At 49.7% G+C, this 17,794-nt stretch carries 12 protein-coding genes and 3 tRNA genes; 6 read left to right on the forward strand and 9 right to left on the reverse strand.

The window, feature by feature from the left end; translation table 11 throughout:
* Window positions 1-106: 106 nt before the first annotated feature.
* From N7E60_RS13615 to N7E60_RS13645, 7 genes are all read right to left on the reverse strand, one after another.
* Window positions 107-1,045, reverse strand: a complete 939-nt coding sequence (locus N7E60_RS13615) for an ABC transporter permease (RefSeq protein WP_269597755.1) — start codon at window positions 1,043-1,045, stop codon at window positions 107-109.
* A 3-nt stretch (window positions 1,046-1,048) separates the two neighbouring features.
* Window positions 1,049-2,026 (reverse strand): ABC transporter permease, encoded by a 978-nt coding sequence (locus N7E60_RS13620; protein WP_269597757.1) that lies wholly within the window; start codon window positions 2,024-2,026, stop codon window positions 1,049-1,051.
* 56 nt (window positions 2,027-2,082) lie between these two features.
* The gene (locus N7E60_RS13625) at window positions 2,083-3,636 is read right to left on the reverse strand and encodes an ABC transporter substrate-binding protein (RefSeq protein WP_269597758.1); all 1,554 of its coding nucleotides are present in this window, start codon (window positions 3,634-3,636) and stop codon (window positions 2,083-2,085) included.
* A 92-nt stretch (window positions 3,637-3,728) separates the two neighbouring features.
* Window positions 3,729-5,447, reverse strand: a complete 1,719-nt coding sequence (locus tag N7E60_RS13630; protein WP_269597759.1) for an ABC transporter ATP-binding protein — start codon at window positions 5,445-5,447, stop codon at window positions 3,729-3,731.
* Window positions 5,448-6,198: 751 nt separating this feature from the next.
* A tRNA-Pro gene (locus N7E60_RS13635) sits at window positions 6,199-6,275 on the reverse strand.
* 25 nt (window positions 6,276-6,300) lie between these two features.
* Window positions 6,301-6,376, reverse strand: a tRNA-His gene (locus tag N7E60_RS13640).
* Window positions 6,377-6,410: 34 nt separating this feature from the next.
* Window positions 6,411-6,487: transfer RNA gene (locus N7E60_RS13645), tRNA-Arg, on the reverse strand.
* Window positions 6,488-6,809: 322 nt separating this feature from the next.
* On the opposite strand from N7E60_RS13645, the gene N7E60_RS13650 reads away from it, so the two are divergent.
* On the forward strand, window positions 6,810-7,244 hold the full coding sequence (locus N7E60_RS13650) for a c-type cytochrome (RefSeq protein WP_069590326.1): 435 nt from the start codon (window positions 6,810-6,812) through the stop codon (window positions 7,242-7,244).
* A 55-nt stretch (window positions 7,245-7,299) separates the two neighbouring features.
* Here N7E60_RS13650 and rep read toward each other — a convergent pair whose 3' ends face one another.
* Window positions 7,300-9,321, reverse strand: a complete 2,022-nt coding sequence (gene rep / locus N7E60_RS13655; RefSeq protein WP_269597760.1) for a DNA helicase Rep — start codon at window positions 9,319-9,321, stop codon at window positions 7,300-7,302.
* 129 nt (window positions 9,322-9,450) lie between these two features.
* Between rep and N7E60_RS13660 the strand changes: the two genes are divergently transcribed.
* From N7E60_RS13660 to N7E60_RS13680, 5 genes are all read left to right on the forward strand, one after another.
* A complete protein-coding gene (locus N7E60_RS13660) occupies window positions 9,451-10,050 on the forward strand; it encodes a TetR/AcrR family transcriptional regulator (RefSeq protein ID WP_269597761.1) in 600 nt (199 codons plus the stop codon).
* Between the two features lie 21 nt (window positions 10,051-10,071).
* The gene (locus N7E60_RS13665; RefSeq protein WP_269597762.1) at window positions 10,072-11,178 is read left to right on the forward strand and encodes an efflux RND transporter periplasmic adaptor subunit; all 1,107 of its coding nucleotides are present in this window, start codon (window positions 10,072-10,074) and stop codon (window positions 11,176-11,178) included.
* Window positions 11,179-11,190: 12 nt separating this feature from the next.
* Window positions 11,191-14,283, forward strand: a complete 3,093-nt coding sequence (locus N7E60_RS13670) for a multidrug efflux RND transporter permease subunit (protein WP_269597763.1) — start codon at window positions 11,191-11,193, stop codon at window positions 14,281-14,283.
* A gap of 92 nt (window positions 14,284-14,375) precedes the next feature.
* Window positions 14,376-14,636 carry a ubiquinone biosynthesis accessory factor UbiK gene (gene ubiK / locus N7E60_RS13675; protein ID WP_069590334.1) on the forward strand — a complete coding sequence of 87 codons (261 nt, stop codon included), beginning with the start codon at window positions 14,376-14,378 and terminating at the stop codon, window positions 14,634-14,636.
* Between the two features lie 136 nt (window positions 14,637-14,772).
* Entirely contained in the window at window positions 14,773-16,149 is a 1,377-nt protein-coding gene (locus N7E60_RS13680; protein WP_269597251.1) for an IS4 family transposase, read from the forward strand.
* 53 nt (window positions 16,150-16,202) lie between these two features.
* Here the strand turns inward: N7E60_RS13680 and ilvC are convergent, their stop codons facing one another.
* A complete protein-coding gene (gene ilvC / locus N7E60_RS13685) occupies window positions 16,203-17,690 on the reverse strand; it encodes a ketol-acid reductoisomerase (RefSeq protein WP_069590337.1) in 1,488 nt (495 codons plus the stop codon).
* Window positions 17,691-17,794: the final 104 nt, after the last annotated feature.

The raw sequence follows: 17,794 nt of genomic DNA on the forward strand, positions 1-17,794 counted from the left end.
GAAAACCGAATGTTGTCAGCTTAAGCAAAGTGACGCGGCGACTCAAGCGAGCGCTGCTCAGCCTGTTAGCTTCCAACAAAAATGGCTGCAAACGCAGCCATTTTATTCACCCTTTATAGATTTTGGGATTGAAGACATCCCGCAGCCAATCGCCCAGTAAGTTGATAACTAGTACCAATAAGACCAGTACGATGCCAGGAAAGGCAGTGATCCACCACGACCCCGAGAAGATATAGTTAAATCCGATACTGATCAGTGAGCCCAAAGACGGCTGATCGACCGGCATGCCCAAACCCAAAAAGGATAGCGCCGCTTCCGACATAATCGCATTAGCGACCTGTACCGTCGAAATCACCAAAATGGGCGAAAGACAGTTGGGCAAAATATGGCGGAACATAATCCGCGGGGAACGAAAACCCATCACTCGCGCCGCTTCGACGTACTCTTTCTTCTTTTCAGCAAGCACAGATGCTCGAATGGTGCGGGCATACTGTGGCCATTCCGCCACCCCGATAATCACCACCAGCATTAAGATCGCATATTGACTGTAAAACTCACTGCCAAAGCTGGCTTTAAAAATGGCCGAGACAATGATCGCCACCATCATGGTCGAGAACGATAACTGAATATCGGCAATTCGCATGAAAAAGCTGTCGATTCGTCCACCAAAATAGCCCGCACTGAGCCCAATCACAGTACCCAATAGAAGCTGCAAACCGACCGCACACAAACCAATGGTCAGGGAGATACGCAGACCATAAATCATGGTCGATAAAATATCGCGCCCTTGGTTATCCGTTCCTAACAGGAAACGCGGATCGCTCCACTCCATCCATGCCGGGGGTAATTCTGAGTCCATAATATCAATCATGGTCAGATCGTAGGGATTGCTCGGCGCAATAAGCGGGGCAAATAGCGCCAACAAGACGAACAGGACAAAGACGGTAAAACTCGCCATCGCGACTTTGTCACGCTTAAAGTGATAGAGAAAATCTGAGGCTAAAAAGCGCTGCCAACGGTTTGGCTGAGTGGTTGTTTGTGTCATTGCCTATGCCTCCTTACCTATAAGATTGACCGTTGGGTTGATAAGGCCATAGAGCAGATCAACAAAGGTATTCGTGACCACAAATATCAAGCCGACAAAAATTACATAAGCGGTGATCAGTGGCGTATCCACACGGTTAATCGCTTCAAGGAAAAGAAAACCCGTGCCAGGCCATTGGAAGACAGTTTCCGTCAAAATGGTATAGGCAATCATGGTACCAATTTGTACCCCACCAACGGTGACAACGGGCAACATGGTATTTTTCAACGCGTGCTGGTAGTACACCTTCTTCTGGGGCAAACCTTTGGCTCGCGCAAACTTCACGTATTCAGTGCCAAGCGCTTCCAGCATTTCAGAGCGCACTAAGCGAATAAACAGCGGTAACATGATCGATGCCAGCGAGACCGCGGGCAGCACCAAGTGCGCCAAGCCATCCAAGGTGAAAAAGCCGGACTCCCAACCAAGCCAATTGGCCGTTTCACCTCGCCCATACGACGGCAACCAACCTAACTCAATCGAGAACACATACATCAACATGATGGCGGTTAAGAAAACAGGTATCGAGATCCCCACAATACTGAAGCCCATGATGACTTTGGTGAGAATACTATTGGGATGAATGGCAGAATACACCCCAAGTGGGATCGACACGACAACGATAATTAACGCCGCCCCAGCGACGAGCTCCAGTGTCGCTACCAGCTTATCTAAAATCACGTCCACCACGGGACGTTTAAAGAAGTACGAATTTCCCAAGTCGCCCTGTACCGCTTTACCGATAAACCGGGTGTACTTGGTAATAAAGGGATCGTTAAGTCCCATCTCATCGCGCAGCGCGTTACGCTCCGCTTCTGATACTGATTGCCCCACCAGCTCCCGCAAGGGGTCGCCGAGGTTGTCCTGGATAGCAAACGCCACCAGACTGATCACAAACATCACTACCAGTGCCTGAACCAGACGTTTGACTAAAAACGTTACCATGTTTGCCTCTAAGCGATTGGAGATGAAGGGGCCTTATCAGGCCCCCTTTTACACCCTTACTCAACGACCAAATCGCCGAAATAAGGGAAGTTCATACCGTTAACAATCGGTTTGATGTTGACGTTATTTTTGGCGGCCCATGATGGATCCTGCCAGTGCAGAGGAAGGAAAGCAGCGTCGTCATACAGGATCTTCTCGACTTTTTGCAGCATGGCACTGCGCTTCTCGAGATCGGTCTCTGAGTTCGCCGCCGTGACCAGTTTGTCGACTTCACTGTTTGAGTAGTGACCACAGTTGTACTGGCCCTTACCTGTGTCCGCATTGCGGGTCATGGTCAAGAACTCGGTAAAGTTGGCGGAGTCTTCAGTATCTGGGTGCCATCCGATCATTTGCATGCCCGCTTCACACTTATCAAACTCTGGCCAGTATTGCGCTTTTGGCATAGTTTGCAGATCGACCTTAATCCCAATCTTCGCCATCATCGCCGCAACCGCTTGAGCGATTTTTTCATCGTTCACATAACGGTTATTCGGCGCAATCATGGTGATCGAGAAGCCATCTGGGTAACCCGCCTCTTCCATCAGCTTTTTCGCTTTGGCCAAGTCATAACGCGGCTTTAGATCAGCATTGTAGCCTGCATACCCGACGGGGCTTTGCTGGCTAGCTGGCGTGGCGGCGCCTTTCATGATTTTTTGCGCGATACCTTCGTTATTGACCGCATAAGCAACCGCTTGACGAACACGCGGGTCTTTAAACTCATCAACAACACTTTGGTTCATTTGGAAAGTGATCACGCGCGTCCCTGGCATGGTCACCAACTGCAAGTTATCAGAGCGTTCGATACGGCGGTAATCATTCGGTGACACCGGCGCAATCATATCCACATCACCTGACAACAAGGCAGCGACGCGGGTGGCGTCTTCTTTAATTGGGCGTAAGGTGATGTTGTCGACATTGCCTTCGCTGTCTTTGTCCCAGTAGTTTTCGTTGCGCTTAAATTCCACGACAACGCCTTGCTCACGCTCGGCAACCACGTAAGGACCGGTCCCTGACAGGTGTGTTGACGCATAGGTTGAGCCATTTTTCTTCAGCTCTGCTTTGTCACGCCCGTCTTCGGTTTTACCACTGTAGTATTTGCTGTCCATCGGGAAGACATAGGTCATCACGTTTTCAACCAATGGGTAGGTGCCATCCGTGATCACGTCTACCGTATGCGCATCGACTTTTTTAATATCAACAATCGGGGTGAAGATCCCTTTGAAGTCTGGCGAGGATTTGAGGCGCTTGAACGTCCAAACGACATCATCAGCAGTAAATGGGTTACCAGAGTGGAACGTCACACCTTCACGCAAATTAAAGCGCACCGTTTTGTTATCCATGCGCTCCCAAGAGGTCGCGAGGCGTGGCTCAAAGTCCATCTCTTGGGTGAAACGGACTAACGGATCAAAGACCATATGAGAAAGCTGCAACGTGCCACCAGACAGTTGCTCATGCGGGTCAAGTGAGACAGGATCCGCATCGTAAGCAATGGTGATATCCGCAGCGGCTGCGCTAAAGCTTAGGCCTGCGGCCATCAGCGCCACGGCAATCTTGCTCTTCATTGTTTTCATTTGCATAGCTCCTTTATGCGTAGGGGAGTGTCCCCTGCTGTGTTTGCATCGGTAATCAATTGCGGCCATCTGGCCGCGACGGCACAGGCTAACTATGCCGTTTGCAAACCTTCCGTGCTCATTCCCTTAAATTCCGGCATCAATGAAATCAGCTTGCGGCTGTATTCATGCTGAGGATCGGTAAATAGTTGCTCGGTCGGTGCCACTTCCAACAGCTGACCCTTGCGCATCACACCAATGCGATCACACATTTGTCGAATAACTGGCAAATCGTGACTGATAAACAGCATGGTGAGATTGAGCTCGTCTTGTAGGTCTTTAAGCAGGTTTAGAATTTGGGCCTGCACCGACACATCCAGCGCCGACGTAGGTTCATCACAAATCAATAAGCGCGGGCGCGTTGCCAGTGCGCGGGCAATTGAAATCCGCTGACGTTGGCCACCAGAGAACTCGTGAGGGTATTTGATCCCCGCGCCACGTCCTAATCCAACATGATCCAATAAATCCCCCACGATCTGACGGATCTGAGACTCATTGTCTGCCAAGCGGTGGAAGCGAATAGGCTCAGCGATAATGTCATAGATTTTCATCCGCGGATTCATTGACGAATACGGGTTCTGAAACACCATCTGCATTTGACGACGAATTGGCCGTCGCGCCCGTTCGCTCTTAATCGCGGTGAGATCAATGCCTTCAAAAATGATTTGCCCTGTATTGGGCGGATACAGCCCCGTAATCGCACGGGCAATGGTCGACTTACCCGACCCTGACTCGCCCACCAGCCCGAAGGTTTCACCTTCGACAATATCGAAGCTGACATGATCAGACGCTTGAACATATTCGCGACGGCTGGCAAATAACGAATCTTTGGTAACAAAACGCAGCGATACGTCTTTGACTTGCAATAACGGCCCGGTATAAGCGCGCTGATCTTGGCTTTGCCCCAACCAATGGTTTTTAATATCCAGCTCGACGGTTTCGCCAGCTTCTTCGATATAGTTAACCAGTGGAAAGCGATCAAGCTTGATATCTGAGCGTGGTACCGCTGAAATCAGACTTTGCGTGTAAGGATGTTGTGGCTCACCGAGTACTTGTTGGGTGGTGCCAATTTCCACCAAATCACCGCGATACATCACTGCAACGCGATCAGTGACATTCGCGACCACACCCATATCATGGGTCACTAACATACAGCCGACGTTTTTCTGCTGACACAAGTCACGGATGAGTGTCAGGATTTGGTCCTGTATTGAGACGTCCAATGCAGTCGTGGGCTCATCGGCAATGATTAAATCGGGCTCACCGGCTAGGGCGATAGCAATCACCACACGCTGACGCATTCCGCCAGAGAATTGGTGGGGGTACTGTTTAATGCGGATTTCTGGATCTGGAATCCCCACTTGCTCCATCAAGGTCAACGCCCGCTGATAGGCTTGCTGCTGAGTCACATTTAAATTGGTATGAATGGTTTCAGTCAGCTGTTGCTCCACCGTGAACAGTGGATTTAACGATGTCATGGGGTCTTGGAAGATAAAGCCAATCTTATCCCCGCGAACCTTGCGCATCTCATTGGGTGTCAGACCAGAAATCTTTTTGCCGTCGAGGTACACATCGCCGTTGACTATCCGTCCCGGAGGGCTCAGTAAGTCAATCACCGCGTTACCAACCGTCGACTTACCCGCGCCGGACTCACCGACCACACCAACGATCTCGCCGCGTTCAATGGTAAATGACAGTGATTTCACTGCCGCATGAACGCCATGACGAGACGGATACTCTATTCGTAGGTTATTTACTTCTAGCAGTGCCATTTATCATCCTTGGCATCGTCGAATGTGACGATGTACTCCTTGTCCAGACTGAGCCCTGTTCAACCGATACCCAGTAAAAAATAGGGGGATTCCAATCTGGCAAACATTTCACAAAAAATCAACAACACAGCAGGATATGCCATAATCCTGCTTAAAGGTCGAATAATCATTCACAGCCATTCTCTGTAAATTCACACCAAAAGATACAAAACACATTTCATATCAGTGAAATACAGATTCATTACCGTGTCACAGTTGTAAAACAAATTACGCATAAGATAAAGCCTAACCTGTTAACACTCATAAAACACTGCCAGTGCTTTACGCTGATATTAACGGCATAAATTGTTATCTATTTTATCAATAATAAGAATGGCAGTGTTTTACCCTGTATAATCTTAGGTATAGCAGCAGTATCGCGTAGCCGCTGATATCGGGCAGATTCAGGTTTTTTTCTGTGTGGGATTCTTGATTAAGCTCTAATTTCTGACTTTTTCTTCATGAAGCCGCATCATCGCGACAAAAAATAAATAGGCAGGTAAGGTGGGTTAATCAGACAGGCATCAACACAGACACATCTATCATGATAAGCAGACCTAGAAACGAAAAAACCCCAGCCGTTAGGCTAGGGTTTGAATGGTGGTCGGTGAAGAGGAATTCGATGCGACCGGGCTTCCGGCCCCCGACCCGCTATCCCAAACGAACAGGTATAAACGAAAAAACCCCAGCCGTTAGGCTAGGGTTTGAATGGTGGTCGGTGAAGAGGGATTCGAACCCCCGACCCTCTGGTCCCAAACCAGATGCGCTACCAAACTGCGCTATTCACCGACATTTTCGCTTTTAGCGAGAATAATGGGGTGGCTGACGGGACTTGAACCCGCGACAACTGGAATCACAATCCAGGGCTCTACCAACTGAGCTACAGCCACCACTGATTTTTTGCCATCTATTTCTATCCCGGAATGGCGCGCCCGACAGGATTTGAACCTGTGACCTTTGGCTCCGGAGGCCAACGCTCTATCCAACTGAGCTACGGGCGCTTGCCCCGTTGGCGGTGACGAATATTACGGATATCGTTACCAGCCGTCTAGCACTTTTTTTAATTTTTTTACTGACTGGTCTCTTTTTGGACAAATTGCGTAGAAATCGTCAGTTAGGTCTCTACTATAACGGTTTAACGTAACAATCTAAAGCGCTATAATCACCTAATCTTTACACGGGGTTAACCTACCCTGTTTGGGTGAGCCCGTAGAGAAATATGAATGTCGCGGCCGAATCACGTCTTCATTGATTCACCCTTTGAGGTTGGCGACAAAATAAGACGAAAAAGGCGTAAGCCACCAGTAATGTGGGAGTGTCATTGTGAGCGCAAAGGGAAAGAGTCTACGTCATATCATGGTTGCCTCTGTGGCTGCCTTCATGTTTGCTTCAGCCGCACAGGCGCTTGAAGTCTCAGAGAGTGAAAAATCCGCCATTGCCGAGCGCATTGCCCCAGTTGGTGATGTATACCTTGACGGCCAAGCCCCGGTCGAAACGGCTGCCGCTGAACCGACGGGTCCGCGTACCGGCGATCAGGTTTATAATACCTACTGCACTGCGTGTCACAGCACAGGCGCAGCAGGCGCACCAAAAACCGGTGACGCTGCCGCTTGGGGGCCTCGTGTCGACAAAGGCATGGAAACCCTCACCAAACACGCTATTAACGGCTTTAATGCGATGCCTGCCAAAGGCACTTGTATGGACTGCTCTGACGACGAGATCGTTGCCGCGATTGAGCACATGCTAGACGCGCTCTAAGACGGAATGGTTATTGCGTTCGACTGAGTAATAAAAGGCGCCGTATCAACGGCGCTTATTTATTTTGGTTTAACATCGCTTTTAGGTTCGCGATCGCGGCTTGTCCCTTCTCCATGCGCTCTTGTTGTGAAACGGGCTTTTTGTTCATCTCCCATTCCACATCCTCAAACGGCAATTCGTCGAGAAAACGGCTGTGCTGCGGCTTAATCAACTCGCCAAATTGGCGACGCTCTTTACAGACGACAAAAGTCAGCGCTTTTTGTGCCCGCGTGATCCCCACGTACGCCAAACGCCGCTCCTCATCGATATTGTCTTCGTCGATACTCGACTGGTGAGGCAACAAGCCTTCTTCCATACCAATCATATACACATAGGGAAATTCGAGCCCCTTAGACGCATGTAAGGTCATCAGCTGCACTTGATCGGCATCATCATCGTCTTCACCTCGCTCCATCATGTCGCGCAGCGTAAGGCGCTGAACCACTTCTCGTAAACTGCGCTCGATGTTGTCCGGATTGTCGCCCTCTAAATCAGCCACTATCCAGCTGTAGAGATCCGAGACATTTTTCATCCGCATTTCCGCCATTTTGGGGCTGGACGAGGTCTCATATAGCCAATCTTCGTAATGGGTATCACGCAACAACGCCCTTACTGCGGCGACTGTATCGCCACGTTCAGCCTGATCGGACAATTCAACAATCCAACGTGTGAACGCCTGTAACGAGGCCAATCCTCGGCCCGACAAATGCTGCGTCAGTCCTAACTCGAAGCTCGCCGCAAACAAGCTTTTGCCTCGCTGGTTTGCGTAGCTACCCAGTTTTTCCAGCGTGACAGGGCCGATTTCGCGTCGCGGAGTATTCACAATACGTAAAAAGGCGTTGTCATCGTCTTGGTTGGTCAGCAAGCGCAAATAAGCCATGATGTCTTTAATTTCTGCGCGGGCAAAAAAGGAGGTGCCGCCCGATATTTTGTACGGGATGCGGTTTTGCATCAGCGCTTTTTCGATGAGACGAGACTGATGATTTCCGCGATAAAGGATGGCGTAGTCTTTATACTGGGTGCGTCCCAGAAAGCGATGGCCAATCAGCTCACCCACCACACGCTCGGCTTCATGTTCTTCATTTTTCGCCGTCAATACCTTTAGCATGTCCCCATCAGGTAATGCTGAGAAAAGCGTTTTTTCAAAAACATGCGGATTATTGGCAATCAAAATATTGGCGGCACGCAGTATACGGCTGGTTGAGCGGTAGTTTTGCTCCAATTTCACCACGTGCAAGCGCGGAAAGTCTTGCTGCAGGTAAACGAGATTTTTCGGCTGGGCGCCTCGCCATGAGTAAATCGACTGATCGTCATCCCCAACCACCGTAAAGCGCGCACGCTCGCCCACCAGCAGTTTTACCAACTGATACTGGCTGGTATTGGTATCTTGATACTCATCCACGAGCAGGTAACGAATGCGTGCTTGCCAGCGCTCCCGTACCGCTTGATTCTGACTAAGTAACGCCACCGGCATCAATATCAAGTCATCAAAATCCAACGCATTATACGCGCGCATTTGTTTTTGATAACGCGCATAGCAGGCAGCGAATAGCTGATCGCGCTCACCTTGCGCCTGCGCCAGTGCCTCATCAGGCCCCAGCATCGCATTTTTCCAATTCGAGATGGTATGCACTAATTGACGCAGCAAGTCTTTATCATTATCCAGCTCATCTTCGGTCAAGGTTTTAAGCAAGGCCAATTGGTCTTGGTCATCAAAGAGCGAAAAGCCCGCCTTGAGCCCCAAGGTTTTATATTCTCGCCGAATGATATTCAGACCTAGGGTGTGGAAGGTTGACACCATCAGGCCACGCGACTCTTGCTTGCCGAGCGTTTGCGCGACACGTTCTTTCATTTCTCGCGCTGCTTTGTTGGTAAAGGTGACCGCCGCAATATGACGCGCTTTATACCCACACTGTTGAACCAAATAGGCGATTTTGTGGGTAATAACACGTGTTTTTCCTGAACCGGCTCCCGCTAAAACCAAGCAAGGGCCGGAAATATGGCGCACCGCATCGGACTGCGCGGGGTTAAGTTTCATGGTGACAACGCCTCTTTTTAACCTGAGTTGGCATTGTAGAGGGAAACACTCACATGTCTATCTTACGCGCGCTTGTCGCAAAGATTGACTACACTTTGCGCTTGTCACTCGCGCAAAAAACAGACTAGAATGAATGAACGTTCATTCACTATTAATACCATGCACAGTATGGATAAACGCACCCAAATTTTGTCAGCCACTGAGCAACTCATTGCGACACGTGGGCTCGATAAAGTCTCGATGCAGCAAGTCGCCAAGCATGCTGGCGTAGCAGCTGGCACCATTTATCGCTATTTCGATGACAAGGATGACTTACTCCGTCAATTATCTGCGCATCTGATGATGCAATGCGCGACACACATTCAACATGGGGTTAAGGATGAACCAACACTGCGCGACCAATTTGAACGCCTATGGCGCAATACTTGGCACATGATGTTACAGCGCGACCACCTCCTGTTATCACGTGATCAATTCGAAGCACTACCACGTGATGACCATGCACACACTCAGCAGGAACGCATCGCATTTGCTGACCTTTATCGGGTGATTCAACAAGGTAAAGACCAAAGGCTATTCAAACCCATGGACGATGACGTTTTGATCACTCTCGGGCTAGAACCGGCGGTTTGTTTAGCTCGCAAACAGGTTCGGGGTGTTATAACCCTGAACGATGATGCTATCGCAGATGCAATTCGCGCTTGCTGGGATGCAATTTCTCTTCACTAACGACGTTCGGAGCTAACTTCGATGAAAAAATGGTTTTTTGTCATGCTGATCCTTGCACTGCTGCTGTTTGGCAGTGTGATTGGCTTTAACCTGTTCAAGCAGCAAAAGATAGCGGAATACATGGCAAATATGCCGGAACCAACCCATCCGGTGACGGCCGTGACGATTGCTGCTGAGCCATGGACCCCCACCATCGACGCAATTGGTTTTATCGAGCCAAATCAAGGGATCACCCTGACCACACAAATTGCTGGGGTCGTCGATGTGATCAATTTCGAATCAGGCCAAACCGTCGAGCAGGGTCAAAATTTGGTGGAACTTGACTCCAGTGTTGAAAAAGCCAACCTTGCCAGTACCCAAGCGCGCCTACCTGCTGCGGAAGCAAAATTTAAACGCTACCAGGGTCTGTTTGCCAAAGGCTCCATCTCTAAAGAGGCACTCGATGAAGCCGAAGCGAATTATCGTTCGTTACAAGCGGATATCACGGCGCTGAAAGCCACCATCGCTCGTCGTAACCTCCAAGCGCCGTTTGATGGGGTCATAGGTCTGCGTAATGTCTTCATGGGTGAATATTTGCAGCCAGGTACCGATATTGCTCGTTTAGAAGACACCTCTGTCATGAAGCTTCGCTTTACCGTGCCACAAACGGACATTGCTAAAATCCGTCTCAGTCAGCCACTACGTATCACCGTTGATGCGTATCCAGAAATGGAGTTTATCGGCTCAATTAGTGCTATCGAGCCAGCTGTCAATAGTCAGAGCGGCCTGATTAAAGTAGAAGCCAACATTCCCAACAACGACGGCCAGTTGCGCTCAGGGATGTTTGCCCGCGCCGATATCGTCTTACCGACCATTGAAGATCAAATCGTGATTGACCAAACCGCGATCAACTTCACTTTGTATGGGGAAAGTGTGTACGTGATCCGTGAAGAAGATGGCGAAAAGCGTGCTTATCAGCAAGTGCTTAAAGTGGGCGAGCGTCGTGGCCACCAAGTCCGAATCATTGATGGTCTCGCACCTGGCGATCTCGTGGTAACGTCCGGCCAAGTGCGCTTGAGCAACGGTTCAAAAGTGAAAATCGTCGAAAATGACGCTCTCACACCACCAGAACAATTACCTCAATTGTAAGACGAGGATGTGATGCGCTTTACTGATATTTTTATCCGGCGCCCAGTACTGGCAGCCTCAATCAGTATACTGATTGCGCTGCTAGGCTTGCAGTCGCTCTTTAAGATGCAAGTCAGGGAATACCCGGAAATGACCAATACCGTGGTCACCATCACAACCAGCTACTATGGTGCCAGTGCCGATTTGATTCAGGGGTTTATCACCACCCCACTCGAACAGGCCGTCGCCCAAGCTGACAATATTGACTTTATGACCTCAGAATCGGTGCTGGGGACCTCGACGATTACCGTCAACATGAAGCTAAACACGGATCCGAACGCGGCACTGGCGGATATTCTTGCCAAGGTCAATTCGGTGCGTGCACAGCTTCCGACTGAGGCAGAGGACCCCTCGGTATCGATGTCGACGGGTTCAACCACTGCGGTGATGTATATCGGCTTTACCTCACCGGAGCTCGATTCAAGTCAGATCACTGATTACCTCGAGCGAGTCGTGAAGCCTCAGCTGTTCACCGTGAACGGGGTGTCGAAAATCGACTTATACGGCGGGGTGAAATACGGTCTACGTGTTTGGCTGGATCCTCAGAAAATGGCCGGGTTTAACCTAACGGCCACGGATGTCATGTCGGTACTGAGTGCCAATAACTACCAGTCCGCCACCGGTCAAGCTATCGGAACCTATATGGTTTACAACGGTAGCGCCGACACCCAGGTGTCGACCCCAGAAGAGCTCAGTAATTTGGTGGTCGAGACCCAAGAGGGTCGCGTGGTGCGCCTTGGGGATATTGCCAAAGTCTCGCTAGAGAAAAGCCATGATCGCTTCCGCGCCATTGCGAATGGCTCAGAGGCAGTGGTCGCGGCGGTCAATGCAGCACCTACCGCCAACCCCATTGATATTGCCGAAGACGTGACTGCAATGCTCCCCGAAGTCGAGCGCAACATGCCGGGCAATATCCAAATGAACGTACTGTATGACTCTACCAAAGCGATTAATGAGTCCATTCATGAGGTAGTAAAAACCATCATTGAAGCGGCCATTATCGTACTGGTGGTGATTACCTTGTTCTTGGGCTCATTCCGCGCCGTTATCATTCCTATCATCACCATTCCGTTGTCATTGATTGGTGTGGCCTTGGTCATGGAAATGATTGGTTTCTCGCTGAACTTGATGACGCTACTGGCGATGGTGTTGGCCATCGGCTTGGTGGTTGACGATGCAATCGTGGTCCTCGAAAACATCGACCGACATATCAAGCTGGGTGAATCGCCTTTCCGCGCGGCCATTATTGGTACGCGGGAGATTGCCGTGCCAGTTATCTCAATGACACTGACACTGGCGGCTGTGTATGCCCCTATCGCCATGATGGGCGGGATCACGGGCTCACTGTTTAAGGAGTTTGCGCTTACACTTGCCGGGGCCGTGTTTGTCTCGGGGATTGTGGCACTCACTCTCTCGCCAGTGATGTGTTCATCGATGTTAAAAGCCCACGCAAAGCCAAGCCGTTTTGAATTGGCAGTCCACCGTTTCTTAGATGGTATGACAGAGCGCTACGCTGGCATGCTGGATAAGGTGATGCAACGTCGTCCGGTGATCTTGTCTTTCGCCGTGATCGTGTTTGCGTCCTTGCCGGTTCTGTTCAGCTTTATCCCCAGCGAGCTTGCGCCTTCGGAGGATAAAGGGGTGGTCGTGATGATGGGTACTGCTCCCTCGACCGCTAACTTGGATTACATCCAAAACACCATGGCAGAAGTCAACCAAAAGCTCGACGAACAACCAGAAGTGGCCTTCTCTCAGGTCTTCTCTGGGGTACCTAAGTCGAATCAAGCATTTGGTATTGCTTCTTTGGTGCCATGGAGTGAGCGTGAAGCCAGTCAGTCAGAAATCGTGAAGCGCATGGCCGAGGAAGTGAAAGACATTCCGGGCATGAAAGTCACCACCTTTGAGATGCCAGAGCTCCCCGGCGCCTCGTCTGGCCTACCAATCCAATTCGTGGTGACGACACCGAATAACTTCGAAAGTCTCTATCAAGTGACGGCTGAAATCATGTCAGAGGTTCAATCTAGCCCGAATTTCGTCTATTCGGAGCTGAACCTTAATTTTGACTCGGCCACCATGAACATCAGCATTGATAAAGACAAGGCAGGTTCCTACGGCGTGACCATGCAAGACATCGGTTCCACCATTGGCACCATGATGGCGGATGGCTATGTCAATCGTATCGACTTTGATGGACGCTCTTATGAAGTGATCCCACAAGTTGAGCGTAAATATCGCCTCAACCCTGAGTCTATCGAAGGTTATTACGTACGCGCGGCAAATGGTGAGTCAATTCCACTCGGTTCGCTGATTGATATCGACATTACCGCAGAGCCACGTTCACTGCCGCACTTCAACCAATTGAATGCCGCCACAATCAGTGCAGTGGCAGCGCCTGGCGTAACCATGGGGACTGCTGTTGACTGGTTTGAAAGCAAAGCGGCAGAGTTGCCTAAAGGCTATCAACACGATTACCTCGGTGAATCTCGCCAATACGTCACAGAAGGTAGCGCACTCTATGCCACCTTCTTGTTCGCGCTAGCGATCATTTATCTGGTCCTTGCGATTCAGTTTGAATCCTTGCTCGACCCACTGGTGATCTTGGTCTCTGTACCGCTCGCCATTTGTGGTGCATTAATTGCACTCGCATGGGGGCTGTCGTCGATGAATATCTACTCGCAAGTCGGGTTGATCACCTTGATAGGTCTGATTACCAAACACGGTATTTTGATCTGTGAGGTAGCCAAAGAGCAGCAGCTGCATCATCAAGCCAGTCGGATGGATGCGGTCAAAGAAGCGGCTAAAATTCGCTTGCGCCCGATCTTAATGACCACTGCAGCAATGATTGCTGGCCTGATCCCTCTGATGTTCGCGACCGGCGCAGGTGCCGAGCAACGCTTTAGCATCGGGATTGTGATCGTGGCAGGTCTTGCTATCGGTACCTTGTTTACCCTATTCGTTTTGCCAGTGATTTACACCTATCTGGCCAGCAAACACAAACCACTGCCTGTGTTTGTCGAAGACGATGAGCTCGACAAGCTCGATAAAGACTATCACGCGTCACACTAATTAAAGGGCCTTCGGGCCCTTTCTCTTTTGTCATCTTTCGACAAGCTGTCCGTATTTACATAGAATAAAGGCAGTTAATGAAGGAGTATTCCATGTTTGACCCCAAAAAACTTGAGCAAGTGGCCAAGCAAATTCACGACGCCATGCCTCAGCCTGTCAAAGAGTTAGGCACGGATATGGAAAGCCGTGTGCGCCAAGCCATTCAAGGTCAGTTGACCAAGCTCGACGTGGTAAGCCGTGAAGAGTTTGATGTGCAGACTCAGGTGCTACTACGCACCCGTCAAAAGTTGACCGAGCTTGAAGCCAAACTCGCAGAGATGGAAAAAAAGCTTAACCAAGACACTGACGCCTAAATTCATCATTAAAAAAGCCTGACCACTGGCCCTGGCTTTCCTACACAAATCCCTCGATGAGAATCGAGGGATTTTTTTTGAACCTTTATCTGCCTGACTGATCTCAACAAAAAATCATAAGTTGAGGTAAGTGACTATGTTTTCAACAGATGCTGAGCAATGGGCCAAGGATACCTTCTACCATACCGAATTAGGTGATAGCCGCCGAACCAAGCGTCTGGTTAAACTTGCCTCCTCTCTGGCCAACCACTTAGGGCAGTCCCTCGTGCAGTCTTTAAAATCTCCCGCCGATATTGAAGCGGCCTATCGTTTTACTCGGAATCAAGCCATTGATCCACAAGCCATTGCTGAAGCGGGTTTTGCCGCAACAGTTGAACATACAAAGCACTATGATTGCTTACTCGCCCTTGAAGATACAACTTCGCTCGAGTTTTCCCATCAGACCGTTCGGGGAGAAATGGGGCATACCACATCCAATAAGCGCTCCCGAGGGATGCATGCCCATTCTGTCTTGCTGTTTGCGCCAGAAGAGCAACATGTCGTTGGTCTGATTGAGCAAGAACGCTGGACCAGAGATCTCCAGGCCTACGGGCAGAATCAGCGCCATGCGAGCAGGCCTTACATAGAAAAAGAAAGCTATAAATGGGAACGCGCTTCTCGAGCCATGGAAACTCGTCTCGGGAACGGAATTCAGAAGGTTATCTCGGTCTGTGACCGGGAGGCTGATGTTATCGAATACCTGACCTACAAGATCTCGCATCAGCAACGCTTTATTGTGCGTTCAATGCAAAGTCGCTGCATCAAGGAAAGTGAGGAGAGACTTTACCAGTACAGCGACTCCTTGGCGCATGCTGGCACTAGGACGGTTCAGGTTAGGCAGAAAGGCGGTCGCAAGGCTCGTAAAGCCAGCTGCGAAGTGCGTTACGCACCGGTGACGGTGAAGATCCCTGCCAATAAAACAGGTGAGCCTGTGCCGTTATATTACGTGGGTTGTCAGGAAGTTGGCCATGAGAAAGGCCTGAACTGGCATATTCTGACATCAGAGCCCGTCCGGACGAAAGAAGATGCTGCACGCATATTGGATTACTACGAAAAGCGCTGGTTGATTGAGGAGTTTCACAAAGCATGGAAGAGCGGCGGAACTCAAGTCGAAGGCCTGCGGATGCAAAGTAAAGAAAACTTAGAGCGAATGGTCGTGATACTGGCTTTCATCGCGGTGCGGTTGCACCAACTGCGTTACCTCGGACTCAATAAAGAAGAGGCCGAAAAACAGAGTTGTGAAACGATATTAAGCCCGCTGGCTTGGAAGCTTCTGTGGTCTAAACAGGAAAAGAGTAAGCCGCCAAAGCATGCTCCCAGTCTGTATTGGGCGTACATTAATCTCGGGAAGTTAGCCGGTTGGCATGACTCAAAACGTAATGGCCGAGTTGGCTGGGAAAGGTTATGGGAAGGATGGTTTATGTTACAAACCATCCTTGAAGGTTACCTACTAGCCCAGTCTCTTGACCTCTGAGATGTGATCAAGAGACAGGACCACTGGCCAGGCTTTCATCTCATACTGTGTCGTTAGTGGTTATTAATTGCGATTTGCTTCATATCAGTCATATAGCCTCGCAATTCCTCGCCGATATACTCAATCGGATGATTACGGATACGGTCATTGACCTCGATTAAGGTGGCGTTGTCGACCTGATTAGAGGTTTCTCCGAGTCCTTTACCAATCACATCAGCACCCACTGTTGGCATAAAGTGTTCGCGCAGCAGCGGTGTCGCGACGTTTGCAAATAAGTAGTTACCGTACTCAGCCGTATCTGAAATGACCACGTTCATTTCATAAAGACGCTTACGCGCGATGGTGTTGGCAATCAAAGGCAATTCATGCAATGACTCGTAATAGGCTGACTCTTCGATAATGCCGGATGACACCATCACTTCAAAAGCAAGCTCAACCCCTGCACGCACCATAGCAACCATCAAAATACCGTTATCAAAGAACTCTTGCTCACTGATGCTTACATCCGACTCGGGATAGTTTTCAAAAGCGGTCTGTGCCGTTTCTTCACGCCATGTGAACAGATCTTTATCGCCGTTTTCCCAATCGGCCATCATGGTCGCCGAGAAATGGCCAGAAATGATGTCATCCATATGTTTGTTATAAAGAGGACGCATCAGTTCTTTAAGCGACTCCGACAATTCAAAGGCTTTGATTTTCGCTGGGTTGGACAAGCGATCCATCATATGGGTGATGCCACCGAACTTCAGCGCTTCCGTAATGGTTTCCCAGCCGTACTGAATAAGCTTACCCGCATAACCTGGCTCAACACCCTCTGCGATCATTTTCTCGTAGCAAACGATGGATCCGGCCTGCAGCATGCCACACAAAATAGTTTGCTCACCCATCAGATCGGATTTCACTTCTGCTACGAATGAGGATGCGAGTACACCAGCACGGTGACCACCGGTTGCAGCGGCCCATGCTTTCGCAATCTCAAAGCCTTCACCTTTAGGATCATTTTCTGGGTGAACGGCAATCAGCGTCGGAACACCAAAGCCGCGTTTGTATTCTTCACGCACCTCGGTACCTGGGCACTTTGGCGCAACCATAACCACAGTAATGTCTTCACGGATACGCTGACCGACTTCGACAATATTAAAGCCATGTGAGTAGCCAAGCGCGGCGCCCTCTTTCATCAGTGGCATTACAGTTTCAACCACGTTGGAGTGCTGTTTATCTGGCGTAAGGTTAATCACCAAGTCTGCCTGTGGGATCAAATCTTGATAGCTACCCACTTCAAATCCATTTTCGACCGCGTTTTGATAAGAAGGACGTTTTTCATCAATGGCAGCCTGACGTAGTGCATAAGCCACATCAAGACCCGAGTCACGCATGTTTAAGCCTTGGTTGAGCCCTTGTGCACCACAGCCCACAATCACCACTTTTTTACCTTTGAGAAATTCGGCCTCGGTGGCAAATTCATCACGATCCATAAATCGGCATACGCCTAATTGTTCCAATTGTTGACGTAAATTCAGGGTATTAAAGTAGTTCGCCATGGGGTGCTCCATTGATTCAAATCCGTGATTGGGTGTGTTTTCACCGCGTATTTTTGATACTACCCTAACCACTATATTGCCTAAAGTGATATATTCACAACATA

Source organism: Salinivibrio proteolyticus, from assembly GCF_027286365.1.
Classification (GTDB): Bacteria; Pseudomonadota; Gammaproteobacteria; order Enterobacterales; family Vibrionaceae; genus Salinivibrio; species Salinivibrio proteolyticus.

What these genes read in the sequence shown, in the direction of transcription:
- N7E60_RS13625 (WP_269597758.1), bottom strand. Translation starts at nt 3,636, where the DNA reads ATGAAAACAATGAAGAGCAAGATTGCCGTGGCGCTGATGGCCGCAGGC.
- N7E60_RS13620 (WP_269597757.1), bottom strand. Translation starts at nt 2,026, where the DNA reads ATGGTAACGTTTTTAGTCAAACGTCTGGTTCAGGCACTGGTAGTGATG.
- N7E60_RS13665 (WP_269597762.1), top strand. Translation starts at nt 10,072, where the DNA reads ATGAAAAAATGGTTTTTTGTCATGCTGATCCTTGCACTGCTGCTGTTT.
- ilvC (WP_069590337.1), bottom strand. Translation starts at nt 17,690, where the DNA reads ATGGCGAACTACTTTAATACCCTGAATTTACGTCAACAATTGGAACAA.
- N7E60_RS13630 (WP_269597759.1), bottom strand. Translation starts at nt 5,447, where the DNA reads ATGGCACTGCTAGAAGTAAATAACCTACGAATAGAGTATCCGTCTCGT.
- N7E60_RS13670 (WP_269597763.1), top strand. Translation starts at nt 11,191, where the DNA reads ATGCGCTTTACTGATATTTTTATCCGGCGCCCAGTACTGGCAGCCTCA.
- ubiK (WP_069590334.1), top strand. Translation starts at nt 14,376, where the DNA reads ATGTTTGACCCCAAAAAACTTGAGCAAGTGGCCAAGCAAATTCACGAC.
- N7E60_RS13615 (WP_269597755.1), bottom strand. Translation starts at nt 1,045, where the DNA reads ATGACACAAACAACCACTCAGCCAAACCGTTGGCAGCGCTTTTTAGCC.
- N7E60_RS13660 (WP_269597761.1), top strand. Translation starts at nt 9,451, where the DNA reads ATGAATGAACGTTCATTCACTATTAATACCATGCACAGTATGGATAAA.
- N7E60_RS13680 (WP_269597251.1), top strand. Translation starts at nt 14,773, where the DNA reads ATGTTTTCAACAGATGCTGAGCAATGGGCCAAGGATACCTTCTACCAT.
- rep (WP_269597760.1), bottom strand. Translation starts at nt 9,321, where the DNA reads ATGAAACTTAACCCCGCGCAGTCCGATGCGGTGCGCCATATTTCCGGC.